Source organism: Ruminococcus sp., from assembly GCF_045129435.1.
In the GTDB taxonomy this organism is placed as follows: Bacteria; Bacillota; Clostridia; order Oscillospirales; family Acutalibacteraceae; genus Ruminococcoides.
Window position 1 is genome coordinate 1 of record NZ_JBGVJL010000207.1, and the last position, 24816, is coordinate 24816.

18 protein-coding genes are annotated in these 24816 nt (G+C 39.9%); 16 read left to right on the forward strand and 2 right to left on the reverse strand.

Going from position 1 to position 24816, the window contains the following annotated elements; genetic code table 11:
- Positions 1-588 precede the first annotated feature (588 nt).
- The 8 genes from ACJMMI_RS10750 (at position 589) to ACJMMI_RS10785 (ending at position 11872) form a co-directional block, all read left to right on the forward strand.
- Positions 589-1695, forward strand: coding sequence for a leucine-rich repeat protein (locus ACJMMI_RS10750; RefSeq protein ID WP_405355583.1), 1107 nt, complete (start codon positions 589-591; stop codon positions 1693-1695).
- A gap of 657 nt (positions 1696-2352) precedes the next feature.
- Positions 2353-3600 (forward strand): leucine-rich repeat protein, encoded by a 1248-nt coding sequence (locus ACJMMI_RS10755; RefSeq protein WP_405355585.1) that lies wholly within the window; start codon positions 2353-2355, stop codon positions 3598-3600.
- A gap of 301 nt (positions 3601-3901) precedes the next feature.
- Entirely contained in the window at positions 3902-4321 is a 420-nt protein-coding gene (rpsL, locus tag ACJMMI_RS10760) for a 30S ribosomal protein S12 (RefSeq protein WP_022234078.1), read from the forward strand.
- Between the two features lie 150 nt (positions 4322-4471).
- Entirely contained in the window at positions 4472-4942 is a 471-nt protein-coding gene (rpsG, locus tag ACJMMI_RS10765) for a 30S ribosomal protein S7 (protein ID WP_022234079.1), read from the forward strand.
- A 36-nt stretch (positions 4943-4978) separates the two neighbouring features.
- Positions 4979-7078 carry an elongation factor G gene (fusA, locus tag ACJMMI_RS10770; RefSeq protein WP_405355586.1) on the forward strand — a complete coding sequence of 700 codons (2100 nt, stop codon included), beginning with the start codon at positions 4979-4981 and terminating at the stop codon, positions 7076-7078.
- A 135-nt stretch (positions 7079-7213) separates the two neighbouring features.
- Positions 7214-8416: an elongation factor Tu gene (gene tuf / locus ACJMMI_RS10775; protein ID WP_405355587.1), complete on the forward strand. Its 1203-nt coding sequence runs from the start codon at positions 7214-7216 to the stop codon at positions 8414-8416.
- Between the two features lie 896 nt (positions 8417-9312).
- Complete coding sequence (locus tag ACJMMI_RS10780; protein ID WP_405355588.1) at positions 9313-9714, forward strand: hypothetical protein; 402 nt, start codon at positions 9313-9315, stop codon at positions 9712-9714.
- A 679-nt stretch (positions 9715-10393) separates the two neighbouring features.
- On the forward strand, positions 10394-11872 hold the full coding sequence (locus tag ACJMMI_RS10785; RefSeq protein WP_405355589.1) for a uracil-xanthine permease family protein: 1479 nt from the start codon (positions 10394-10396) through the stop codon (positions 11870-11872).
- Positions 11873-12418: 546 nt separating this feature from the next.
- On the opposite strand, the gene ACJMMI_RS10790 is transcribed toward ACJMMI_RS10785, so the two are convergent.
- Positions 12419-13036, reverse strand: coding sequence for a superoxide dismutase (locus tag ACJMMI_RS10790; RefSeq protein WP_405355590.1), 618 nt, complete (start codon positions 13034-13036; stop codon positions 12419-12421).
- A gap of 217 nt (positions 13037-13253) precedes the next feature.
- On the opposite strand from ACJMMI_RS10790, the gene trxA reads away from it, so the two are divergent.
- From trxA to ACJMMI_RS10810, 4 genes are read left to right on the forward strand one after another with little or no spacing between them, the layout of a single operon-like run.
- Positions 13254-13574 carry a thioredoxin gene (gene trxA, locus ACJMMI_RS10795; RefSeq protein ID WP_405355591.1) on the forward strand — a complete coding sequence of 107 codons (321 nt, stop codon included), beginning with the start codon at positions 13254-13256 and terminating at the stop codon, positions 13572-13574.
- Positions 13574-14491: a DMT family transporter gene (locus ACJMMI_RS10800; RefSeq protein WP_405355592.1), complete on the forward strand. Its 918-nt coding sequence runs from the start codon at positions 13574-13576 to the stop codon at positions 14489-14491. The genes trxA and ACJMMI_RS10800 overlap by 1 nt, the downstream gene beginning before the upstream one ends.
- Positions 14488-15144, forward strand: a complete 657-nt coding sequence (locus ACJMMI_RS10805) for an HAD family hydrolase (RefSeq protein ID WP_405355593.1) — start codon at positions 14488-14490, stop codon at positions 15142-15144. The genes ACJMMI_RS10800 and ACJMMI_RS10805 overlap by 4 nt, the downstream gene beginning before the upstream one ends.
- A 31-nt stretch (positions 15145-15175) precedes the next feature.
- The gene (locus ACJMMI_RS10810) at positions 15176-16636 is read left to right on the forward strand and encodes an alanine/glycine:cation symporter family protein (RefSeq protein WP_405355594.1); all 1461 of its coding nucleotides are present in this window, start codon (positions 15176-15178) and stop codon (positions 16634-16636) included.
- Between the two features lie 647 nt (positions 16637-17283).
- On the opposite strand, the gene ACJMMI_RS10815 is transcribed toward ACJMMI_RS10810, so the two are convergent.
- Positions 17284-19071, reverse strand: a complete 1788-nt coding sequence (locus tag ACJMMI_RS10815; protein WP_405355596.1) for a trypsin-like peptidase domain-containing protein — start codon at positions 19069-19071, stop codon at positions 17284-17286.
- A gap of 298 nt (positions 19072-19369) precedes the next feature.
- On the opposite strand from ACJMMI_RS10815, the gene fba reads away from it, so the two are divergent.
- The 4 genes from fba (at position 19370) to ACJMMI_RS10835 (ending at position 24712) form a co-directional block, all read left to right on the forward strand.
- Positions 19370-20236, forward strand: a complete 867-nt coding sequence (gene fba, locus ACJMMI_RS10820) for a class II fructose-1,6-bisphosphate aldolase (RefSeq protein WP_117705221.1) — start codon at positions 19370-19372, stop codon at positions 20234-20236.
- Between the two features lie 336 nt (positions 20237-20572).
- Positions 20573-22456 carry a molecular chaperone HtpG gene (gene htpG / locus ACJMMI_RS10825; protein WP_405355597.1) on the forward strand — a complete coding sequence of 628 codons (1884 nt, stop codon included), beginning with the start codon at positions 20573-20575 and terminating at the stop codon, positions 22454-22456.
- 165 nt (positions 22457-22621) lie between these two features.
- A complete protein-coding gene (locus ACJMMI_RS10830; RefSeq protein ID WP_405355598.1) occupies positions 22622-22987 on the forward strand; it encodes a hypothetical protein in 366 nt (121 codons plus the stop codon).
- Between the two features lie 42 nt (positions 22988-23029).
- Positions 23030-24712: a hypothetical protein gene (locus ACJMMI_RS10835; RefSeq protein WP_405355599.1), complete on the forward strand. Its 1683-nt coding sequence runs from the start codon at positions 23030-23032 to the stop codon at positions 24710-24712.
- Positions 24713-24816 lie beyond the last annotated feature (104 nt).

A 24816-nucleotide genomic window follows, 5' to 3' on the forward strand; every position in this document is an offset into this window, starting at 1 on the left:
TAAGGCACAAACAGCAACGCTGTTTGTGTGCTAAAGCAAAGTTTGATAAAACAGGCGACAGCATTTAAAAAGAAATACTTCATTAACAAATAATAAAGAAGAATGGTTTTTATGTTGCTATCGCAGTTATAAGCCTTTCGCCGTTGTGTTCAAGCCACCAAACAGCAGGCTGTTTGGTTATCGGAAATTTGCGTAAGCCGAAAGTATTTGTGGGCTTTGCCCACACCCACAACCTTTGAAAAAAGGTTGACCAAATTTTTATGTCCGAGTAAAAATTTAGACAAATTTCAAAACTTTTAACTCCCGACCGCAACTAAGTCATTGTCGGGAACAAGAAAATTATTACTTTGCAAACTATCTTCTCGTAATAAAAACCATAATTTACTCACCAAAATATTGAATAGATAAAGTTTATTACAAATTCAAGGCTCTTCAAAACGGAGAGCTTTTTGTTATGCATTTTAGTTAAATAAATTATTAAATCACTAATTATTATATTGAAAAATATGCTTGAATTTATATTTGTAAAAATGGTATAATTATGCTATTATATGTAAAATAATTGGTATGTATTTGGAGGAATAGAAAATGCACAGATGTCCCGATTGCGGAGAAAGATTTGAGGGTAATGTTTGTACCTTTTGCGGTAAGCCTGTACCACCGGAGGAACTTGAGCCCACGCCTCAGATAAATGCTGAAGAACAGCCTTTAAAGCAGGAAGAAACCTTGAAAGCAGAGCAGGAAATGCCTATAACTGAGGAAAAAACTGATGAAAACCAGTTTACTCAGCCGATAAATAATTCACAGCCGACAAGTGACTATACTCAGAGCAGTTACAATTCACAGCCGGCAGATGGATATGCTCAGAACAATTATACTTCACAGCCAAGCTATGGAAATGCCCCGTATCAGAATAATGCAATGCCAAACGGCTACACAAATCCTGCTTATGCTAACGCAGTAAATGCTCGACAAAAGAGGAAGTCAAGGACTGCTCTCATTGTAATTCTTATTGTAGTGGGCGTAATTATTATAGGACTTTGCGGTGTTGGCTATATGATTTTCAGAACAGCCGTAAACAGCGAAAAATATCTCGGTACAGTAAAGGTTTCACAATCTATAGATGCAAATGACAGATATTTAGACCAAGATTCGCATTGCTACTACACAAATAACGATGACGGCACAGTTACAATCGTATCTCTTGATGAGTACGGCTACTATGATGATTTTACAGATGAAGTAGTTGATGATACCTACATTTTTAATTTTGTTATTCCGAGTGAGATTGACGGTAAGACCGTAACCAATATTGCCCCAATCGAAACAAGCAATCCGATTTCATCGGGTATTTTTAACATTCATCTTACAATTCCGGGCACAGTAAAGACTATTAAGTCCGATACATTCAATAACACAGAATATATTACCGAACTTACCCTTGAGGACGGTGTAGAAACTCTTGAGCCTGATGCTATTGTTGACTGCACTGTTCTTAAAAAGATACATATTCCAGAGTCTGTAACAAATATCGGTGAGCATGCGGCAGGCTTTGCAATCACAGGTGATTCGTTCAGAAACCCTGTAGGCGAAAGGGAATACACTCGTGCTACATTATGCTATCTTTATGTAAAGGAAGGCTCGGCAGCCGACCAGTACGCAAAGGATAATGAATTGTATATCGAATATGAATAAGTAATCGAAAGGCTTTCCACATAGGAGAGCCTTTTTGATAGTTGGGAATTGTGGTTTAGCAGAAAGTTTCGGTTAAATAACAAAAAATTTAGGTCGAGCCTTTTTAAAGGCTCGTGGGTTTGGGCAACGCCCAAGAAAAGCTGTGTTTATTGCAAATTTTCAGGCACAAACAGCAACGCTGTTTGTGTGATACACCAAAGTTTGACAAAACAGGCGACAGCCTTATAAAAGAAACACTTCATTAATAAATAATAAAGAAGAATGGCTTTTTGTGTTGCTGTCGCAATTATAAGGCTTTCGCTGTTGTGTTCAAGTCACCAAACAGCTTGCTGTTTGGCTATCGAAGCTTTGCGTAAGAGAAAAGTATTTTTTGGCTTTGCCCACACCCACAACCTTTGAAAAAGGTTGACCAAATTTTTATGTCCGAGTATAAAGTCTGTGATAATTTAAGCAAAAAAGTCCCGACCGTTACAAACGATGATTTATTAATGTTACTTAACACTAAAACACCCTCTTTTTGTATGAAAATATATAAAATGTTATATTGGAATAATTTTAATTGTAAATAAACACAGTTGATTTTATAGCTTGCAAAATGGTATAATTATGCAGTAATATTATAAAATTATATTCTAATTTTAAGGAAGAGGTATAATAATGAAATGTCCTAATTGTGGAAACGAAATTACAGGCAAGTTCTGTACAAGCTGCGGTACTCCTGCACCGACAGAAGAGCCTGCAAAAGAGGTTAATCCTGTAGAAACTCAGCCTGCAAACGATAATGCTGCAGATAACGCACAGCCTGACAGCTTTGCTGCACAGAATTATAATTCAGAGCCTACAGCCAATAACTTTGGCTCACAGAGCTACAACTCAGAGCCTGTACAGACAAATAATTACAGCTCACAGAGCTACAATTCAGAACCGACACAGACAAATAACTTCGGTTCACAGAGTTACAATACAGAGCCGACACAGAATGTATATGGTTCACAGAACGGCTCACAGAATTATAACTCAAACCCACAGCCTTTTGACTACTCTGCTCAGGCAAATCAGCCAAGCGGTATGCCAGTAAATAACGGCTACACAGGTCAGCAGTTTACAAATGTGCCAAACAACAATATGCCAAATCAGCCTAAAAAGGGTATGAGCGGCGGAAAGATTGCTGCTATTATTGCCAGCGTTGTAGGCGGTATTTTCCTTATTCTCGCTATTATCATAGGTGTTGTTGCTTGCAGTGCAATCAAAAAAGTAAAAGATGGTATTAATGACGGTATTAATGATTTAGTAGATCAGTACAGCAGTATTGATGATGATACAAGCAAATATATATCTGACCTCTATTCAAATATTCAGAACAGCTCGGATGACAAGCTTTTGGATACTACAAGCCATTTCTACTATAGAGAAATCAACGACGGCAAGGAAATTGAAATCACAGACTTTGATAATGCCGGCTTCTTTGGCTATAACAGTACAGACAAAAACCTCGAAATAAAAGTTCCAAGCACTATTAATGGCAAGCCTGTAACAAGCATTTATGAATTCTATATTGTCAACTGGACAGATTATGATGATGATGAGCTTAATTATAAGCTGATTATTCCGGGTTCGGTAAAGAATATTGAAGGTTACGCTTTGTGGAGCTTAGATGGCGTTACTGAAATCGTTTTTGAGGACGGCGTTGAGCATATTGGCGACAAGGCTGTTTTCGATTGTGAAGAGCTTAAAAAGGTTACAATTCCTGAGTCGGTTACTGAAATCGAAGATATGGGTGTAGGCTACGGCGATTTTGATTATAAGGAAGATGTTCCTGCAAACGACCTTACTATCGTAGCAAAGAAAGGTTCTGTTGCTGAAAAATACGCTCAGGACAACGGCTTTAAGGTTGAAAACAACTGATTGTAAATCTTAAAATTTAACAAATTGCTTATACAAAACTGCTTTTCTTATCAATGAAAAGCAGTTTTTGCCGTATATGGAGAAAATTATGGGGTAAAATATTATCTGCTGCGGCACAAAATTAAAAAATGCAAGTAAAATTGCGGTAAAATCGGGATAAAAATGCTTGACAAAAGGATATTTGTTGAGTTATAATACTAAATTGTGGAGCAATGTGTAATTGCACCTTGCTTTACAAAATCAGCTCTGCTTGTCAGGGCGGTTTATCAATTTCTTAATATTTTGGGAAGGAGGAAAAAATATGCCTACATTTAACCAGTTGGTAAGAAAGGGCAGAGAGGTTTCCGAAAAGAAAGCTAAGGCTCCTGCACTCTTAAAGGGTTGGAACTCTAAGAAGCGTGTTGCTATCAACCAGAGCTCACCACAGAAGAGAGGTGTGTGCACAGCCGTAAAGACTGCTACACCTAAAAAGCCTAACTCAGCTCTCAGAAAGATTGCCAGAGTAAGACTTTCTAACGGTATCGAAGTTAGCTCTTACATTCCAGGTGTTGGTCACAACCTTCAGGAGCACAGCGTTGTTCTTATTCGTGGTGGCCGTGTAAAGGACTTGCCTGGTGTTCGTTATCACATCGTTCGTGGTACACTCGACGCACAGGGCGTTGCAGGAAGAATGCAGTCTCGTTCTAAGTATGGCGCAAAGCGTCCAAAGGCAGGTAAATAAGGAATTGACATAACTTCGACTTAAATTGATTTTAAGTTCTGCTATGCGGCAGGATTTCTATATATATGTATGGATTTCTTGTTGGCATACGGGAGTTTGTCGCTTTCGAGTACCTATGATATCTCAATTATTGTGAAGGAGGGAACCAAAGTGCCAAGAAGAGGTTCTATTGCGAAGCGTGACGTATTACCAGATCCGCTTTATAATTCAAAACTTGTAACTCGTCTTATCAATAACATTATGTACGACGGTAAAAAGGGCGTTGCTCAGAAGATTGTTTACGGTGCATTTGAAATCATTGCTGATAAGACAGGTAATAACCCACTTGAGGTTTTCGAGCAGGCTATGGAAAATGTAATGCCAGTTCTCGAGGTTAAGGCTCGCCGTGTAGGTGGTGCAACATATCAGGTTCCTATGGAGGTTCGTCCGGAGAGAAGACAGACACTCGGTCTTCGTTGGATTTCAACTTACTCAAGAGCCAGAAATGAAAGAACAATGAAGGAAAGACTTGCAGGAGAAATTCTCGATGCTACAAACAGCACAGGCGGTGCCTTCAAAAAGCGTGAAGACACTCACAAGATGGCTGAAGCAAACAAGGCTTTCGCTCATTACAGATGGTAATTTTTGTTATCAGAGTAATTTTTAGAGGAGGATTTTATGCCAAGACAGGTTTCACTTGAACAGACAAGAAATATCGGTATCATGGCTCACATCGATGCCGGTAAAACCACAACAACAGAGCGTATCCTGTATTACACTGGCGTAAACCATAAAATCGGCGAAACACACGATGGTGCTTCAACCATGGACTGGATGGTTCAGGAGAAGGAACGTGGTATCACAATCACTTCTGCTGCAACAACAGCATTCTGGTTTGGTAGCAAGCAGCAGTACAAGAAACACAGAATCAACATCATCGACACACCTGGTCACGTTGACTTCACTGTTGAAGTTGAGCGTTCACTTCGTGTTCTTGACGGTTCTGTAACAGTTCTTTGTGCTAAGGGCGGCGTTGAGCCTCAGTCTGAAACCGTATGGCGTCAGGCTGACAACTACGGCGTACCAAGAATGGTTTACGTAAATAAAATGGACATCATGGGTGCTAACTTCTACCATGTTGTTCAGATGATGAAGGACAGACTTAAATGTAATGCTGTTCCGATTCAGCTCCCAATCGGTGCCGAAAGCGACTTCACAGGTATTATCGACCTCGTAACTATGAAGGCTGAGATTTACCATAACGAAGACGGTACAGATTACAGTGAGGAAGAAATTCCTGAGAACATGCAGGATCTTGCTAATGAGTATCATGAGAAACTCATCGAGTCAGTTGCTGAGCTTGACGAGGAGCTTATGGAGAAATACTTCGGCGGCGAGGAAATTTCTATAGATGAAATCAAGAAAGTTATCAGAAAAGCTACAATCGACAATACAATGGTTCCTGTAACTTGCGGTTCTTCATACCGTAACAAGGGCGTTCAGATGCTCCTTGATGCTATTATCGATTATATGCCTGCTCCAACCGACGTTCCTGCTATCAAGGGTACAGACCCTGAGACAGGCGAAGAGGTTGAAAGACATTCTTCTGATAAAGAGCCGTTTGCGGCTCTCGCATTTAAGATTGCTACTGACCCATTCGTTGGTAAGCTCTGCTTCTTCAGAGTTTACTCTGGTGTTGTAAAAGCTGGCGATACAGTTTACAACTCAGTAAAAGACAACAACGAGCGTATGGGCAGAATTCTTCAGATGCACGCTAACGACAGAAAAGATATCGACTGCTGCTATGCAGGTGATATTGCTGCTGCTGTTGGCCTTAAAAATACAACAACAGGTGACACACTCTGCGACGAAAAGAATCCTGTAATTCTTGAGTCTATGGAGTTCCCGGAGCCTGTTATCAGAGTAGCTATCGAGCCTAAGACTAAGGCAGGTCAGGAGAAAATGGGTATTGCTCTTGCAAAGCTTGCAGAAGAAGACCCAACATTCCGTGCTTATACTGATGAAGAAACCGGACAGACAATCATCGCTGGTATGGGTGAGCTTCACCTTGAAATCATCGTTGACCGTCTTCTCCGTGAATTTAAGGTAGAGGCTAACATAGGTGCTCCTCAGGTAGCTTACAAAGAAACTATCCGTACAGAGGCTTCTGTTGATGAGAAGTATGCTCGTCAGTCAGGTGGTAAGGGTCAGTACGGTCATGTTAAGATTAATGTATTCCCTAACAAGGACAAGGGTTACGAGTTCGTTAATAACATTGTCGGCGGTGCTATTCCTAAGGAATATATTCCTGCTGTTGACCAGGGTATCCAGGGTGCTATGCTCAGCGGTGTACTCGCAGGTTACAATGTAGTTGACGTTAAGGTTGAGCTTTATGATGGTTCTTACCACGAGGTTGACTCATCAGAAATGGCATTTAAGATTGCCGGTTCTATGGCATTCAAAGAGGCTATGAGAAAAGCTGATCCTGTTCTCCTTGAGCCTATTATGAAGGTTACAGTTATCGTTCCAGACGAGTACCTCGGTGATGTTATCGGCGACCTTAACTCACGCCGTGGTATGATCCAGAGCATGGAAGCTGAGAACGGTGCTCAGAGAGTTACTGCTCATGTTCCACTTTCTGAGATGTTCGGTTATGCTACTGATATGCGTTCTAAGACACAGGGCCGTGGTCAGTATGTAATGGAGCCAGACACATATGCTGAAGTTCCAAAGAACATTGCTGAAAAGATTATGAGCGAGAGAGCTAAGAAGGACTAATTAATCCTTTTTGCTAAATATATAAGGTTTTTTATGAAAACCTCTTGATTTTTTGCTAATTTGTTGGTACAATAGCATTAAATCTATTGTAATGCAAATTACAATGAAATACCATTTTTAAGGAGGAAATTTCCAATGGCAAGAGAAAAATTCGAAAGAAATAAACCACATGTAAACATTGGTACAATCGGCCACGTTGACCATGGTAAAACAACACTTACAGCTGCAATTACAAAGGTTCTCAACTTAGAAGGCGACGCTGACTTCGTTGATTACGCTAACATCGATAAGGCTCCTGAAGAGAGAGAGCGTGGTATTACAATCAACACAGCTCACGTTGAGTACGAGACAGAAAACCGTCACTATGCTCACGTTGACTGCCCAGGCCATGCTGACTATGTAAAGAACATGATCACTGGTGCTGCTCAGATGGATGGTGCTATCCTCGTTGTATCAGCTGCTGATGGTCCTATGCCTCAGACAAGAGAGCACATCCTTCTTTCTCGTCAGGTAGGTGTACCTTACATCGTAGTATTCATGAACAAGACTGACCAGGTTGACGATCCTGAGCTTCTTGAGCTCGTAGAGATGGAGATCCGTGACCTCCTCAACGAGTATGACTTCCCAGGCGATGACACACCAATCATCAAGGGTTCAGCTTACCTCGCACTTACAAGCGATTCTAAGGATCCTAAGGCTCCTGAGTATGCTTGCATTCACGAGCTTATGGCTGCTGTTGACGAGTTCATCCCAACTCCTGACCGTAAGGCTGACCAGCCATTCCTTATGCCTGTTGAGGACGTATTCACAATCACAGGTCGTGGTACAGTTGCTACAGGTAGAGTTGAAAGAGGTCAGATCAGAACTTCTGAGGAAGTTGAGATCGTTGGTCTTACAGATGAGAAGAGAAAAGTTGTTGTTACAGGTCTTGAGATGTTCAGAAAGACTCTTGACTATGCTGAGGCTGGTGACAACGTAGGTGTACTCCTCCGTGGTGTTCAGAGAACTGACATTCAGAGAGGTCAGGTACTTGCTAAGCCAGGTACAATTCACCCACACACAAAGTTCCGTGGTCAGGTTTACGTTCTTACTAAGGACGAGGGTGGCCGTCATACACCATTCTTCAACAACTACCGTCCACAGTTCTACTTCAGAACAACTGACGTTACAGGTACAATCTCACTCCCAGAGGGTACAGAGATGTGTATGCCTGGCGATAACGTTGAGATGGATGTTGAGCTTATCACTCCAATCGCTATCGAAGTAGGTCTTCGTTTCGCTATCCGTGAGGGTGGTAGAACAGTAGGTTCAGGTGCAGTTATCGCTATTAACGAGTAATTCACTTTGAATTTATAATACTTTCTTAAATAAATTGAGCCGATTCGTAAGAGTCGGCTCTTTTTGTATTTGTTTTTATTGCTTTGCTTTAAATGTTGCGGCGATATTCTTGAATTGTTGTTTTTATTACGGGAAGTTAGTTTGCAAAAGAATAATTTTCTTGTTCCTGACAATGACTTAGTAATGGTCGGGAGCTAAAATTTTGAGATTGTCTACGCTTTCTGTTCGAATAAAAAATTTAGTTTGAGTCTTTTTAAGGCTCGTGGGTTTGGGCAACGCCCAAGAAAAGTTGTTTCCATTGCAAATTTTCCGGCACAAACAGCAACGCTGTTTGTATGATACATCAAAGTTTGATAAAACAGGCGACAGCCCTTTAAAAGAAATACTTCATTAATAATAAAGAATAATGGCTTTTTGAGTTACTGTCGCAATTATAAGTTTTTCACCCTTTCGCTCAAGTCACCAAACAACAAACTGTTTGGCTATCAAAACTTTGCGAAAGCTAAAAACATTTGTGAGCTTTGCCCACACCCACAACCTTTGAAAAAGGTTGACCAAATTTTTATGTCCGAGCATAAAGTATGTATTAATTCAAGCAAAAATTTCCCGACCCTTGCTAAATCATAACTTTCCAACCGTTGATAAATTCCCGAAAAAGTATTTATAAGCTTTGCCCGTTCCCATAACCCTTTTAGCTGAATAGAAACATTATCTTTTGCTTTGTATAATTGTCGTTTTTTATGTTATTAAAAAACTTTTCAATTTTTAAAAATTTCCTTTATATTTGTCCCGATTTTGTCTTAGTCTGTTTGATATACTATAGTCACAGTCAAGGGAACAAACCCAACGGACAAAAATAAAATAAAATCTGATACAGTTTAAAGGAGAAATTTAAAATGAAAAACACAAAAACAATGAGAAGACTCACAGCAATCGTAGGTACAGCAATCATCGCAGTTTCAGCAATGGCGGCAACCGCAACAATGGCATCAGCAAAGGAACTTACACCTGCAACTACAACATCTACTGTTCAGGTAGCAAAGGCAAAGTCACTTACATTTATCGGCTACGGCGAAACTTCTTATGGCTACAACTGGGACTACTCAACAGATAATGACATTGCAAAGGTTAATGTAAATTATGATTTTAAGACAAACAAATATACATTTAACCTCACAGGCAAGAGAGCCGGCACAGGAACATATAAGCTTGTATATTTTACAAGTGACAAAACAACAAAGTCAATCACCGTAACAATTAATGTTGATGCACAGGGCAATGTTACAAGACTTGCTTAATTAGTATAAACGATATTTAAGAACAGCTCACATTTGTGGGCTGTTTTGTTTTGTGTTTAATGTTGAAGTGGTACAGTAATTCAGAAACGTTGGTTAGATTTTGCAAGACAAAAAATTTAGGTCGAGCTTTTTTTAAAGCTCGTGGATTTGGGCAACGCCCAAAAAAGTTGTTTTTATTGCAATTTATAAGGCACAAACAGCAACGCTGTTTGTGGTGCTACATCAAAATTGGTAAAAACAGGCGACAGCCCTTTAAAAGAAATACTTCATTAATAATAAATAAAGAATATTGGCTTTTTGTGTTGCTATCGCAATTATAAGTTTTTCACCCTTTCGCTCAAGTCACCAAACAGCAAACTGTTTGGCTATCAAAACTTTGCGAAAGCTAAAAACATTTGTGAGCTTTGCCCACACCCACAACCTTTGAAAAAGGTTGACCAAATTTTTATTTTCAAGTATAAAATCTGTGCTGATTAAAGCAAAATTTCCGACCGTTGATAAACCTTTTTTAACTAATAATTCGTTTTATCATTTTATTTCTTTATCCTCTTATCAACATAAAAAGCTGTATTTTACGCATATAATAAAAATATATTGCTTTTGGTATAACAAGAATGTATAATTAATAAGAATAGGGCTTTTTACAGGATAAGCTCAAAAAATAGAAAGAGGAATTAAAATGGATAAAAACAACGGTGCAATCTATGATGCACGAAAACTCGGCAAGCCGAAGATGATAATTCTCGGTATTCAGCATATGTTTGCTATGTTTGGAGCAACTATTCTCGTACCGATCATCACAGGACTTGACATTTCCACAACCCTGCTTATGGCAGGTCTTGGCACACTTTTGTTTCATTGTATAACAAAGTTCAAAGTGCCGGCATTTCTTGGCTCATCATTTGCTTTTCTTGGCGGTTATGCCGCAATTAAGGCACTTTCACCCGATGACCCTAACAGTATGCTCCCGTATGCTTGCCTCGGTGTAGCTTGTGCCGGACTTGTATATTTTGTACTTGCCGCAATCATCAAAGCGGTTGGCATTGATAAGGTAATGAGATTTTTCCCTCCTGTTGTTACAGGTCCTATCATTATTGCAATCGGTCTTGGACTTGCTCCGTCAGCGGTTTCTAACTGCACTACCAACTGGCTGCTTGCGGTAGTCGCACTTGCCGTTATCGTTATTTTCAACATTTGGGGCAAGGGAATGGCCAAAATCATTCCGATTATCCTCGGTTTGCTCATTTCATATGGTTTTGGTCTTGTGCTTTACTTTATTTCACAGGCAAATCCAAGTCTTATTCAGGATATGCCTTGGTTATTCTCAGGCGGTGCGGACGCAAACGGCGTTTATCAGCCTATTTTTGATTTCACAAGTGTGAATGTCATTTGCGACAATATTGCTAAGGGCAATATTTTTGGCAGCGAAGGTCTTATCGGTATTCCTATTCACTGGGAAAAGACTGTGTTCGGTGGCATTGATTATTTAAATACTGCCCTCATTGCATCATCAATTATTGCCATTGTTCCTATCGCATTTGCTACAATGATGGAGCACATCGGTGATATTTGTGCTATCGGTTCGACAACAGGCAACAATTATATTCAGGATCCGGGCCTTCACAGAACACTCAGTGGTGACGGTATCGCAACCACAATCGCATCACTTTTTGGCGGTCCTGCTAACACAACCTACGGTGAGAACACAGGTGTGCTCGCACTTACAAAGGTTTATGACCCACGAGTAATCAGAATTGCCGCTTTCTTTGCGGTTGGAGTATCGTTCTTCCCGATTGTATCTGCAATTATCGGTTCAATTCCAAGCTGCATTATCGGCGGTATTTCATTCGTGCTTTACGGTATGATTTCTGCAATCGGCGTAAGAAATGTTGTAGAAAATAAGGTTGACTTTACAAAAAGCCGTAACCTTATTGTTGCCGCTGTAATCCTTGTATGTGCGCTCGGACTTTCAAGCGATACAGTAAGTTTTGCAATCGGCAGTGCAACAATTACACTTTCACCGCTTGCCGTTGCATCAATCGCAGGTATTGTTCTTAATGCGATTTTCCCCGGTAAGGATTATAAATTTAATACTGCAAATGCCTCCGACGCCGCTAACTTTGAAAAAGAAGTTGAGCCGAAAGAGGAGAAAAAGTAAATTAAAATAACCGAAATACCGAGTATTGATTGCAATGCTCGGTATTTTTATGACTTTTGTTTTTTATAGTTGGGTAAATTATGGTTTGTAACGGTCGGGAAACTTTTGCTTAAATTAACACATACTTTATACTCGGAAATAAAAATTTGGTCAACCTTTTTCAAAGGTTGTGGGTGTGGGCAAAGCCCACAAATACTTTTTATTTACGCAAATTTCCGATAGCCAAACAGCTTGCTGTTTGGCGGCTTGAACACAATAGCGAAAGCCTTATAATTGCGACAGCAACAAGAAAAGTCATTCGTTATATAGTGAAGAATTAATTATTTTTTTAAAAGGCTGTTGCCTGTTTTATCAAACTTTGCTTTGGCACACAAACAGCAACGCTGTTTGTGCCTTAAAATTTGCAATGAAAACAACCTTTCTTGGGCGTTGCCCAAACCCACGAGCCTTTAAAAAGGCTCGACCTAAATTTTTTGTCCGAGCAGAAAGCATAGGCAATCTCAAAGTTTTTAACATCGGCAACAAACAAATGTTAAAAACTTTGCTTTACTGATTGCATAGTCGTTTTTCTGCCATTGCCCAATTAACCACTTTAATGAAATCCTCAATATATGCTTTTCGGTCGTTGTAGTGTTTTAAGTAATAGGCGTGTTCCCACACATCAATATTAAGAATCGGAGTAAGGCCTCGGCAAAGGGGTGTGTCCTGATTTTTTGTGGTGATAATTCTCAGCCTTTTGCCGTCAAATACAAGCCAAGCGTAGCCGGAGCCAAAAACCGACATTGCGGCACTTGTAAATTCATTCTTGAAATTTTCAAAGCTTGTAAAGCTTTCGCTCATTTTTCTGTGAAGCACACCACGCTCAAGTCCTCGGCAGTCGGGACTCATACCGTTAAAATAAAATCTGTGGTTATACACGCCACCGGCATTGTTTATAACATCTCTGCGTTTTTCCTCAGGAATACGGCAGGGATTTTTTAATAGCTCGTGTAAGCTCAGCTTTTGAATTTGTCTGCATTCGCACATCAATGCGTTCAGCTTGTCGATGTATGCCTGCAGATGCCTGTCATGATGCAATATCATAGTTTTTTCGTCAATGTACGGTTCAAGTGCGTTGTATGGATAGCGTAGGGGAGTGTTTACAAATGGGTATTTATTGTCCATAGCGAATCATCCTTTCAGATTATTTTATGCCTAAGTAATCCTATAGTTACTATATGTATATGCAAATTGCGGTTTTTATTCACATAATTAAATTTATGAACTGCAAAAAAAGTTGAAAAAAAGCGTATATTCTGTTATAATGTAAAATAGCAGTAAATTTTTTATTTTGCTGATAAAGAGTTTATTTGTGATAATAATAAAAGCAGGAGGTATTGCTATGGTTAAAGAAATTATTTCAGAAGATTTTGAGGCTGAGGTTTTGGGTGCAGATGTGCCTGTACTGGTAGATTTCTGGGCAGAGTGGTGCAGTCCTTGCAGAATGATGGGTCCTGTTTTCAAGGAGCTTTCTACAGAGATTGGCTCACAGATGAAATTTTTTAAGCTTAATGTTGAAACCGAGCGTCAGGTTGCCGACTACTTTGGTGTTATGAGTATTCCTACGCTTATTCTTTTTAAAGACGGTGAAGAAGTGCTTAGACTTACAGGTCTTCGCAAAAAGGAAGCACTGCTTGAAGAATTAAAGCCTTATTTAAGCTGATGAGCATAAAAAATTACAAGGTAGCCGCCGCACTTGCAATATTCTGTACCTTGCTTTGGGGCACAGCGTTTCCTTTTATAAAGGTAGGCTATGCCGAGTTTGGCATAGAGGAAAACGACATTGGTTCAAAGCTGCTTTTTGCAGGTGCGAGGTTTACCCTTGCAGGAATAATGGTGCTTTTCATTTTTTTAGTCAAGAACAAACGCTTGCCTAAAATTGAGAAAAACGGCATTATGCCCGTTATGCTGCTCGGTTCGGTGCAGACTTTCGGGCAGTATATTTTTACATATATTGGCATAGGATTTACAAGCGGTGCCAACACCTCGGTGATTACCGCCTGTGCTACATTTTTTACGGTGCTTTTTGCTCCGCTGTTTTTTAAGTCGGACAAACTGAACATTTGTAAAATAATCGGTTGTGTGCTCGGCTTTTGCGGTGTTTTGTGTGTAAACAGCGGTGGCGGTGTGAGTGCAGACACGCTGTTTGGCGACTTTATGATATTGATGTCAACGGTATCGGCTACTGCGGGCAACTTTATTTCAAAGGGCGTTGTTCGTGACCGAGAGCCTATGACTGTGACTGGCTTTCAGCTTTTGTTCGGCGGAATTTTACTGCTGATTGCAGGTTTTGTAACAGGCGGCAGACTCAGCTTTGGCAGTGTAAAGGCATTGCTTGTGTTGTTGTGGCTTGCTTTTGTGTCGGCTGCGGCATTTGCTGTTTGGACAGCTTTGTTAAAGCATCACCACGCAAGCAGAATTTGCGTGTTTAACCTGCTTGTGCCTGTGTTCGGCACAATGCTTTCGGGTATTATGCTGGGTGAAAATGTGCTCAGCGTGGCAACGATTGTTTCGGTAATACTTATATGTACAGGTATTTTTATATCTAATTTACAGATAAAAAAGAGGTGTGAGCGATGAAAATTCAGGGATTGATTTCTGATATGGACGGAGTTATTCTCGATTCCGAGAAGCTTTATGTTCGTTTTTGGTGCGAGGCAGGCAGATTTTACGGCTTTCCAATGGAAAAAAGGCACGCACTTTCAATCAGAAGTATGGCTCGTCCGCTTGCGTCTGAAAAGCTCAAGGGCATTTTTGGCGACGGCTTTGACTATGATGCTGTTCGCAGAAAAAGGGTTGAGCTTATGGATAAATATGTGGAGCAAAACGGCATTGAAGCAAAGCCGGGTGCAAAGGAGTTACTTGTTTACTTAAAGGGAAACGGCTACAAGGTTGCCCTTGCAACGGCAACTGCACCCGAAAGGGCAGAGAAATACCTCAAGGCTCACGATTTATATAAATATTTTGATGTGACGGTGAGTGCGTCAATGGTAAAGATTGGCAAGCCTGCACCCGACATCTACCTCAAGGCGGCAGAAATGCTTTCGCTTTCTCCGCAAAGCTGTGTGGCACTTGAGGACTCTCCAAACGGCATTAAATCGGCAAGCTCAGCAGGTTGTGTAACTGTAATGGTACCCGACCTTGACAAGCCGAGTGATGATATACTTCCGCTTTTGCACGATGTAGCAAACGGACTGTGTGATGTAAAAAGGATTTTGAGGGAGCTTGAGTAATTGAGCAAAAAAGAAGAAGGGATTGAACTCAATGGATTTTCTACAAATGCTGAATGACTTTTTTACAAAGTTTGACGACATTCTATGGGGCGTGCCAATGATTGTAATTTTGCTTGGTGCACACATTTATATGACCGTCAGAACAAAGTTTGTTCAGCGAAAAACATTTAAGGCGATTAAACTTTCTGTAACCAAAGACCCTGACTCAGACGGCGACATCAGCCCGTTTCAGGCTTTGACAACAGCACTTGCCTCCACCATAGGTACAGGTAATATAATTGGTGTGGGTACAGCTATTGCACTTGGCGGTGCAGGTGCGGTGCTTTGGTGTTGGCTTTCGGGTGTGTTTGGTATTGCAACAAAATATGCCGAATCGCTTATTGCAGTTAAGTACAGAGTAAAAACTCCTGACGGTAAAATGCGTGGCGGTGCAATGTATGCCATTGAAAACGGTGTGTCCAAAAGGACGGGCATTAACTTTAAATGGGCAGGCATATTGTTTGCGATTTTTGCTTTGTTTGCTTCATTTGGTGTAGGCTGTGGTGTTCAGACAAATGCTATTGCTAAAATTATGGATACTACATTCAATCCGGATAAAACATATATGATTCATTTCTTTGGAATGGATATTTCGGTGGTTGCTCTTATTTCCGGTATTGTAATTGCTATCTGCGTTGCCCTTGTAATTTTTGGCGGTATCAAGTCAATTTCAAAGGTATGCGAAAAGCTCGTCCCGCTTATGGCAATTCTCTATGTTATCGGTTGTATTGTTATTCTTGTAATCAACTTTGACGTGCTTTGGCAGACAGTTATGCTTATTTGTCAGTCAGCTTTCAGCTTTAAGGCATTGGGCGGCGGTCTTGCGGGCACAGGCATTATGGTTGCTGCTCGTTACGGTGTGGCAAGAGGTCTTTTCAGTAATGAATCCGGCATGGGTTCTGCACCTATTGTTGCTTCTGCCGCTCAGTCAAGAAACTCTGTTCGTCAGGCACTCATTTCTTCAACAGGCACATTTTGGGATACTGTTGTTGTATGTCTTATGACAGGTCTTGTAATTGTAAGTTCATGTATTAAGAACCCGAACATTGATACAGCGTCAATCGAGGGCGGTGACCTTACATCTGCGGCATTTGCTCAGATTCCGTACATAGGCACACCAATACTTGTTGTAGGTATTGTATTGTTTGCTTTCTCAACAATTCTTGGCTGGAGCTACTATGCTGAGAGCTGTGTAGATTACCTCTTTGGCCCAAAGAGAATTATTCCTTACAAGGTATTATTTATAATCATTCTTCTTATTGCTCCGATTACTTCACTCGATATTGTATGGACAATGTCTGATATTTTCAACGCACTTATGACATTGCCGAATATCTTTGCAATAGTGGTGCTTGCTCCTGTTATTACAAAGGAAACCAATTATTATCTCTATGGCAACAGACTTGATGAGTACGATAAAACTCCTGTTCCGTTTGTTAAGAGAAGAAAGTAAAACTTATGCCCGACTTCGTAAATGAGGTCGGGCTTTTGCTTGGGTGTCACCTTTTAACAATCATCAACATAGTTATTAACATTTTTATTACGAAAATACAGTTTGCAAAAGGATATAATTATTGTTCCCGGCAATGATTTAGTAACGGTCAGGAATTAAAAGTATTAAGATTGTCTATGCTTTCTGCTCGGACATAAAATTTAGGTCGAGCCTTTTTAAAGGCTCGTGGGTTTGGGCAACGCCCAAGAAAGCTGTTTCCATTGCAATTTATAAGGCACAAACAGCAACGCTGTTTGTGTGCTAAAGCAAAGTTTGACAAAACAGGCGACAGTCTTTTAATAAAAAATCGTTTATAAATTGAAAAATATCTTTTCTGTTTTGTGTTGCTATCGCATTATAAGGCTTTCGCCCTTTCGTTCAAGCCGCCAAACAGCAAGCTGTTTGGCTATAAAAACCTTGCGTTAGTTTAAAGTATTGTGGGCTTTGCCCACACCCACAACCTTTGAAAAAGGTTGACCAAATTTTTATGTTCGAGTATAAAGTCTGCAATAATTCAAGCATAAAATTCCCGACCGTTACAAACAATAATTTACAAAAAACAACCGCTGTCATTATCGAACAGCGGTCATTATGATTATAGAATTTTATTACTTACTTTCCTGCAAGGTAATTGTTACCTTATCTGTATTTCCGTTTGACGGGCGGTAATACTCAAGCTCAATAGAATCACCGGCTTTATGGCTTTCGAGTACATCATAAAACTCGGCAAAGTTGCTTATCTTTTTGCCGTCTGCACCTGTGATAATATCGTTTTCTTTAAGTCCTGTGTTTGCACACGGGCCGTCATCGTCAATGCTGTAAATCGCAATGCCTGACGGTGTGTTGCCGTTGCCCTGTACATTTTCACCGGTAACGCCAATCTTCACTCTGCCCTGTACATAGCCGTACTTCATAATATCATCAATTACGGTTTTTACTGTGGCTGACGGAATGGCAAATCCCATTCCCTCGTAATCGGTTGCGGCGATTTTTGCAGATGAAACGCCGATTACCTGACCGTACATATTGATTAACGCACCGCCTGAGTTGCCGGGATTGATAGCTGCGTCTGTCTGAATAAACTTAACATTGGTTGTAATACTGCTCTGTCTGTCAACGGCAGATACAATGCCCTGTGTGATTGAGTTGTTGTACTTAATTCCGCCCGGATTGCCAATGGCAATTACGCTTTCACCAAGTGAAATATCCTTTGAGTTGCCAAAGCTTGCGGCTTTAAGTCCGCTTGCATCGTCCATTTTAAGAAGTGCAAGGTCTGTGCGTGAGTCGTAGCCTACAACACCTGCCTTGTACTGCTTGCCGTCTGAGGTAACAACCTGAATGAGGTAAAGAGTTTTGCTGTTGCCGATTACATGAGAATTTGTAATTACATAGCCGTCTGATGTAAGAATAATTCCACTGCCCTGTGACTCGCATTGTGAGTCATCGGAAATCTCATCTGTGTAGCAAAGTACACCAACGATTGAGTCGGTAACCTCGTTGCTTGCGTACTCTGTGTTGTATTTTGAGTCCTTTGAGTCACTCGGCTTTGCCTTTAAATCAATTCCCTCGTATGATGAATTTGTTTTGTCGCTGTAGTCGGACTCGCTGTGCTCGCTTGAATTAGTATTGTTGTTGTCAAAATATGGATTGTCACTTGGTATGGTGAATGTGTAGCTGTTGCCTGAGTTGCCACTGTTATTGTTAGACTGTGAGGCTATGTACGCTACAATTCCGCATAGACTGCCAACGCAGAGGAGCGACAGCACAACTATTATTACAATTATGCCGGGTGTCATTTTTTTGCGTGGCATATTTGGCCTTGGCGGCTGTGCATATGTGTTTGAATAGTCAACTGTTGGCTGTGAATACGGTTGATATGGTGAGTGGTTGTATCCACCGTTTGGCTGATAATTCGGCTGACCGTATTGCTGGTACTGTGGCTGGTACGGCTGTTGTGCATATTGCTGTGGCTGACCGTATTGCTGATGCTGCGGCTGATAAGGCGGTCTTGCCTGTGGATTGCCGTATGGTGGGTATTGCGGTTGTTGCGGATTAAACGGCTGTTGATACTGCGGATTGTATGATTGGTTAAAGTTTTGGTTATACTGTCCACTGTTAGGGGAATGCTGATAATAGCCGTTTGGTTGTGGCGGTTCATAGCCTTGTGGCTGCTGATTAAAAGTGTTTTGCTGTGGCTGAAAAGTGTTAAATCCGTTTTCAAAAGGCTTTTGCGGCTCAAAGCTGCTTTCTTCTGTAGGCTGAACCGTCGGTTCTTCTGCAACCGGTTGAGGAGTGGTGCTTTCATTATTAAAAGCAGGAGCAGACTGTGGTTCGCTCGGCTTTTCAGTAAAAGGCTTTTCAGGCTCGAACTGATTATTGTTAAAATTATTGTCCATAAATATATCTCCTTATCAGAGTAAAAGTGCTGTTTATAATTAAACTAAAGTAAAAATTTCCATAGCTTTAATAAATATTATATATCTTTATTACTTTAAAAGCAACAAAATTATATCACGCTTATGTGAGTATATATTGAAAATTAGGTGATTTTTCGAGATTTTTCCTGTATTTTCTGCAAAAAAGCAAAAAACTTTTGCAAAAGGCTTTATATTTGAAAAAATATATTGTATAATAAAAGTAACTCGGACGACTATGCTTTATAGTTCCGAAAATTTACTACAAAGGAAGATTAATATGCCATTAGTAAACGCTAAAGAAATGCTTACAAAAGCAAAAGCAGGCCACTATGCAGTTGGTCAGTTCAACATCAACAACCTTGAGTGGACAAAGTCAATTCTTTTAACTGCTCAGGAGCTTAACTCACCTGTAATTCTCGGTGTATCTGAGGGTGCCGGTAAATATATGTGCGGTTACAAGACAATCGTTGGTATGGTAAATGGTATGCTCGAGGAGCTTAACATTACTGTTCCTGTTGCTCTTCACCTTGACCACGGTTCATACGAAGGTGCTAAGGCTTGTATTAAGGCAGGTTTCAGCTCAATTATGTTTGACGGTTCACACTATCCAATCGAAGAAAACATCGCTAAGACTAAGGAGCTCGTTGCTGCTTGTAACATTCTCGGTCTTTCACTTGAGGCTGAAGTTGGTTCAATCGGCGGTGAGGAAGACGGCGTTATCGGTATGGGCGAATGTGCTGATCCTAAGGAATGTAAAATGGTTGCTGACCTCGGCGTAACAATGCTCGCTGCAGGTATCGGTAACATTCACGGCAAGTATCCTGCAAACTGGCAGGGCCTTAGCTTTGAAACTCTTGATGCTATTCAGCAGCTCACAGGTGATATGCCACTCGTTCTCCACGGCGGTACAGGTATCCCTGCTGATATGATTAAGAAGGCTATCTCACTCGGCGTTTCAAAGATCAATGTAAACACAGAGTGCCAGCTCGCATTTGCTGACGCTACAAGAAAGTATGTTGAAGCAGGTAAGGACTTAGAGGGCAAGGGCTTTGACCCAAGAAAGCTCCTCGCTCCTGGTGCAGAGGCTATCAAGGCTACTGTTAAAGAGAAAATGGAACTCTTCGGTTCAGTTGGTAAGGCTTAATCGTATAGCTTAATATTTTCACAATTTAAGGCTTCGTCTTTTGACGAAGCCTTTTTTGGCTTTTTAATAGTTGGGGTAAATTATGGTTTAGCAGAAAGCTTTGGATAATTAATATAAAATTTAGGTCGAGCCTTTAAAAAGGCTCGACCTAAATTTTTTTGTCCGAGCAGAAAGCATAGGCAATCTAAAAACTTTTAATTCCCGACCGTTACCGCCTTTTTTGTGCTGTACATAACCAACACTTTATCTATTGAAAATATAACGAATTTGTAGTATAATATAATATTAGTACGAAAGAATGTAGTACACATTATTAATTAAAAAGGAAGTAATTTTATGGCTAAGAAAGAATTTAAATCAGAGTCAAAAAGACTTCTCGACCTGATGATTAATTCAATTTATACTCATAAGGAGATTTTCCTCAGAGAGCTTATTTCAAACGCAAGCGACGCTATTGACAAGCTTTGCTTTATTGCTCTCACAGACGATAAGCTCAATATGAGCAGAGATGATTTTAAGATTTTTATAAAGCCCGACAAGGAAAACCGTACACTTACAATAACCGATAACGGTATTGGTATGGACAAGGACGACCTTGAGAATAACCTCGGCACAATCGCTTCTTCCGGCTCATACAAGTTTAAGCAGGAAATGAGCGAAAAGCAGGACGATATTGATATTATCGGTCAGTTTGGCGTTGGCTTTTACTCAGCTTTTATGGTAGCAAAGAAGATTACTGTTGTTACCAAGAAATACGGCTCAGACACTGCATACAAGTGGGAGTCGGACGGTGCAGACGGCTATGAAATCACCGAGGCACAGAGGGATGAAATCGGTACAACCATTGTGCTTGAAATCAAGGATAACACAGAGGAAGAAAACTATGACGAATTCCTTGAGCAGTATAGAATTCAGGGACTTATCAAGAAGTATTCCGACTATATCCGTTATCCGATTATGATGGATATGACTCACAGCATAGTTAAGGAAGAAACCAAGGACAGCGACAAGCCGGAGTATGAGGACTACACAGAAACCGAAACTCTTAACAGTATGCTCCCAATCTGGCAGAGAGCCAAAAAGGATGTTAAGCAGGAGGAGTACGACAACTTCTATCGTGAGAAGTTTATGGCTATGGAAAAGCCTTTGCGTACAATCGTTACCTCTGTAGAGGGCGTTGTTACTTACAAGGCGTTGCTTTTCATTCCGTCACAGGCGCCTTATGACTACTATACAAAGGAATATAAAAAGGGACTCCAGCTTTACTCAAGCGGTGTGCTTATTATGGATAACTGCGAGGAGCTTTTGCCTGAGCATTTCAGATTTGTAAAGGGAATTGTTGACAGTGCCGACCTCTCACTCAATATTTCAAGAGAGATGCTCCAGCACGATCGTCACCTTATTACTATTGCTCAGAACATTGAAAAGAAGATTAAAAACGAGCTTACTTCAATGCTTGCAAATGACAGGGAAAACTACGAGAAATTCTTCAATGCCTTTGGCAGACAGCTCAAGTACGGTGTTGCCTCTGACTATGGTATGCACAAAGAGGAATTGCAGGATTTACTTATGTATTACTCCTCAACAGAGAAAAAGCTTGTTACCCTCTCTGAGTATGTTGACAGAATGAAAGAGGATCAGAAGTTCATCTATTTTGCTGTAGGCGAGAACATCGCATCAATCGACAACCTCCCACAGACAGAGCTTTTGCGTTCAAAGGGATATGAGATTCTCTACTGCACAGAGGAAATTGACGAGTTTTCACTCCAGACCCTTATGCAGTACAAGGATAAGCGTTTCTGCTCAGCTACAAACGATGACCTCGGTATTGAAAATGACGAGAACAAAGAGGAAGAAAAGGACAGCAGTGCAATCCTCACCTTTGTAAAAGAAACACTCGGCGACAAGGTTTCAGAGGTTGTTGCCTCCAAAAAGCTTGTTTCTCACCCTGTTTGCCTTACTGCAAAGGGCGGAATTTCATTTGAAATGGAAAAATACTTCAACGCAGTTCAGCCTGACAGCGGTATGAAGGCTCAGCGAGTTCTTGAGCTTAATATGAACCATTCAGCCGTAAAGGCAATGGAAAGTGCTGTACAGACAGACATTGAAAAAGCAAAGAAGTATGCAGAACTCCTTTACGATCAGGCACTCCTCATTGCAGGACTCCCGATTGAAAATCCGGGCGAATATGCAGACCTCGTTTGCAGCCTGATGGTGTAATTAATAATTATATAAAAACTATAAAAGGATAGAAATTAACAGCGGATGTCATTTAGACATCCGCTGTTTTGCGTAAAGATATTGCACTAAAATGTCACTTGCAGTTGCAAAATGTTTTTACTTAATGTATAATATTGTTAATTTGTTAAAATTAAGGAGAGAAATATGAAAATTAAACAATTTTTAAACAAATTTATTGCATTAACTCTTGTAATTACAATTGTATTTTCAATATTTACAGTCAGTGCAAGTGCAGTTACAAATGATAAAAATGCAAGCTCGCAAAACGCAAACATTCAAAATAACCTATCAGTTCAGGGAACGAACTCGGTAGGTACAATGCTTGCAAGTGAAATCGAAGAGAAGAACGAAGAAACAGAGGAAAATAACGGATGTAATGTATTTTCTGTTGAAGTGACGGGCAATGAGGCGGCTGTTTCTTTTGAAACTGTTGTTGACGCAACTTTGCTTGTTGCTGTTTACAACGAAAGCTGCGATACGCTTATTACTACAGGCACAACAGAGGTATAAAAGGGTGAAACCGAAAAGAATGTTACCTTTGATACAGAAGAAATGCCGCAGTATTTTTATTTAAAGGGCTATCTTATTGATACTGAAACAAACAAGCCTTTGTGTACTGCATACTCTTCTCCGATGTACACAAAAGAAATGCAGGAATTCCTTGCAAAGACAACAGACGACTTTGACGAGGACAAGGTTCTTAATTTTGATAACGAAAAGGACAATAACTTTGCCGTTTATAAGGAAAATGTAAAGCTTGTCGATGATTCAAGCGATAAAAACAAGGTTACAAAAAGCGATGATACCACAAAAACATATGTAATTGAAAATATAGACGAAAGTATTTCATCACTCAAAGAAGGTGATATTTTTTCATATAATTATAGTGAAGGCAATGCACTTGTAGTTAAGGTTGCAACTATTACCATAGACGGTACAACTGCGACTATTACAGGTGCGGATACTGAAATTAATGAAGTATTTGATTATATGAAAATAGACAGTACTGCAAAGAAGTCAGATTTTGCTTATGATAACACAAAAAAGAGTGAATACCTTAAACCTCAAAAAAATGAAACAAAGAAGAAAAATTCAAGAGCAGTTAGTATAGACGGAGAACTTTCAAATGCTGATGAATTTTATATTGAATACGAACCTGAAGAGGATGTTTCTATAAAAGGCACATTTGGTTTTGGTATTTCAACTTCAGCAAAAGTATATGTTTCTTTCGCATATCAGTATATAGAATTTATATCAAAACAAACAATAGATTTAAAGTTGGAATTATCTTTTAAACAATTTTCATACAGCTTTAGTTTGGGTGAATATGGAGTATCACCTGTACCGGGACTGTATATAAGTGTAGAACCGGAGTTGGTTTTTGAAGGGACGATTTCTATAACATTAAACGCAATTATTAGAAATCAGGTAGGCTTTAGTTTATCTAATTCAGAAGGAGTTAAAAATTTATGCAAATCTCCACAAGTAGAAACACAATTTAATTTTGAGGGAAAGGTTTTTATTGGATTAAGAGCAACAGGCAGATTACATGTTCTTGGAGCTCTTGCTGAAGGTGGATTTTCAGTTGAAGTCGGGCCGGAAGTAAGTGCGGCACTTGAATCAAACAATAGCAGTGATTTTGAACATGATTGTAATTTGTGTATTAAAGGTGAATTTGGTTGTAAATTTGAAATGTCTGTTTATGCAAAATTTTTAAATTTAGATAGTTTGAAATTTGGAAAAGATTTAGTATCTACATCATGGAAAATTGCAGATATGTATTATTCGCTCGACTATAATGAGTTTGACTTTACTACTTGCCCGCATATAAGGTATAAGGTTAAAGTTTTGGTAAGGGATACTAATGGTAATTTAATAAAAAATGCGCTTATAAACAATTTTAAAAGAACAGATGTAAAAGGTACAGCTATAATTTACTTGCCAAAAGGAAAAAATGAAGTTTCTGTTTCAAATGACGGCAGTGTAAGCTCAAAAATTGTTGAGGTGTTTGATGAACCGATAAGTATCGTTGTTGTAATACCTGCTAAACAAGAATCTTCAGAAGAAAATCATGATTACGAACCTGTTTTAACCGGAGAAATAGTACAGATAGCGGCAGGAGGAAACAGCTCGGCAGCAGTTACAAAAGACGGAGATCTGTATATGTGGGGAGCAAACGGTGCTGGACAACTTGGAATACGTAACCGTCAAACGCACATTCTTGAATTAAAATAGCCAGTGGGGAATTTTGAATCCCACTGGCATATATATTGTTATTCAGATTTTGATTTACAACTTTCTGGAGCATTCCAGGGTAACAGCATATTTATGTTCTCACC

Coding starts and splice junctions, on each gene's coding strand:
- ACJMMI_RS10750 (WP_405355583.1), top strand. CDS start 589: ATGCACAGATGTCCCGATTGCGGAGAAAGATTTGAGGGTAATGTTTGT.
- ACJMMI_RS10755 (WP_405355585.1), top strand. CDS start 2,353: ATGAAATGTCCTAATTGTGGAAACGAAATTACAGGCAAGTTCTGTACA.
- rpsL (WP_022234078.1), top strand. CDS start 3,902: ATGCCTACATTTAACCAGTTGGTAAGAAAGGGCAGAGAGGTTTCCGAA.
- fusA (WP_405355586.1), top strand. CDS start 4,979: ATGCCAAGACAGGTTTCACTTGAACAGACAAGAAATATCGGTATCATG.
- tuf (WP_405355587.1), top strand. CDS start 7,214: ATGGCAAGAGAAAAATTCGAAAGAAATAAACCACATGTAAACATTGGT.
- ACJMMI_RS10780 (WP_405355588.1), top strand. CDS start 9,313: ATGAAAAACACAAAAACAATGAGAAGACTCACAGCAATCGTAGGTACA.
- ACJMMI_RS10785 (WP_405355589.1), top strand. CDS start 10,394: ATGGATAAAAACAACGGTGCAATCTATGATGCACGAAAACTCGGCAAG.
- ACJMMI_RS10790 (WP_405355590.1), bottom strand. CDS start 13,036: ATGGACAATAAATACCCATTTGTAAACACTCCCCTACGCTATCCATAC.
- trxA (WP_405355591.1), top strand. CDS start 13,254: ATGGTTAAAGAAATTATTTCAGAAGATTTTGAGGCTGAGGTTTTGGGT.
- ACJMMI_RS10800 (WP_405355592.1), top strand. CDS start 13,574: ATGAGCATAAAAAATTACAAGGTAGCCGCCGCACTTGCAATATTCTGT.
- ACJMMI_RS10805 (WP_405355593.1), top strand. CDS start 14,488: ATGAAAATTCAGGGATTGATTTCTGATATGGACGGAGTTATTCTCGAT.
- ACJMMI_RS10810 (WP_405355594.1), top strand. CDS start 15,176: ATGGATTTTCTACAAATGCTGAATGACTTTTTTACAAAGTTTGACGAC.
- ACJMMI_RS10815 (WP_405355596.1), bottom strand. CDS start 19,071: ATGGACAATAATTTTAACAATAATCAGTTCGAGCCTGAAAAGCCTTTT.
- fba (WP_117705221.1), top strand. CDS start 19,370: ATGCCATTAGTAAACGCTAAAGAAATGCTTACAAAAGCAAAAGCAGGC.
- htpG (WP_405355597.1), top strand. CDS start 20,573: ATGGCTAAGAAAGAATTTAAATCAGAGTCAAAAAGACTTCTCGACCTG.
- ACJMMI_RS10830 (WP_405355598.1), top strand. CDS start 22,622: ATGAAAATTAAACAATTTTTAAACAAATTTATTGCATTAACTCTTGTA.
- ACJMMI_RS10835 (WP_405355599.1), top strand. CDS start 23,030: ATGCCGCAGTATTTTTATTTAAAGGGCTATCTTATTGATACTGAAACA.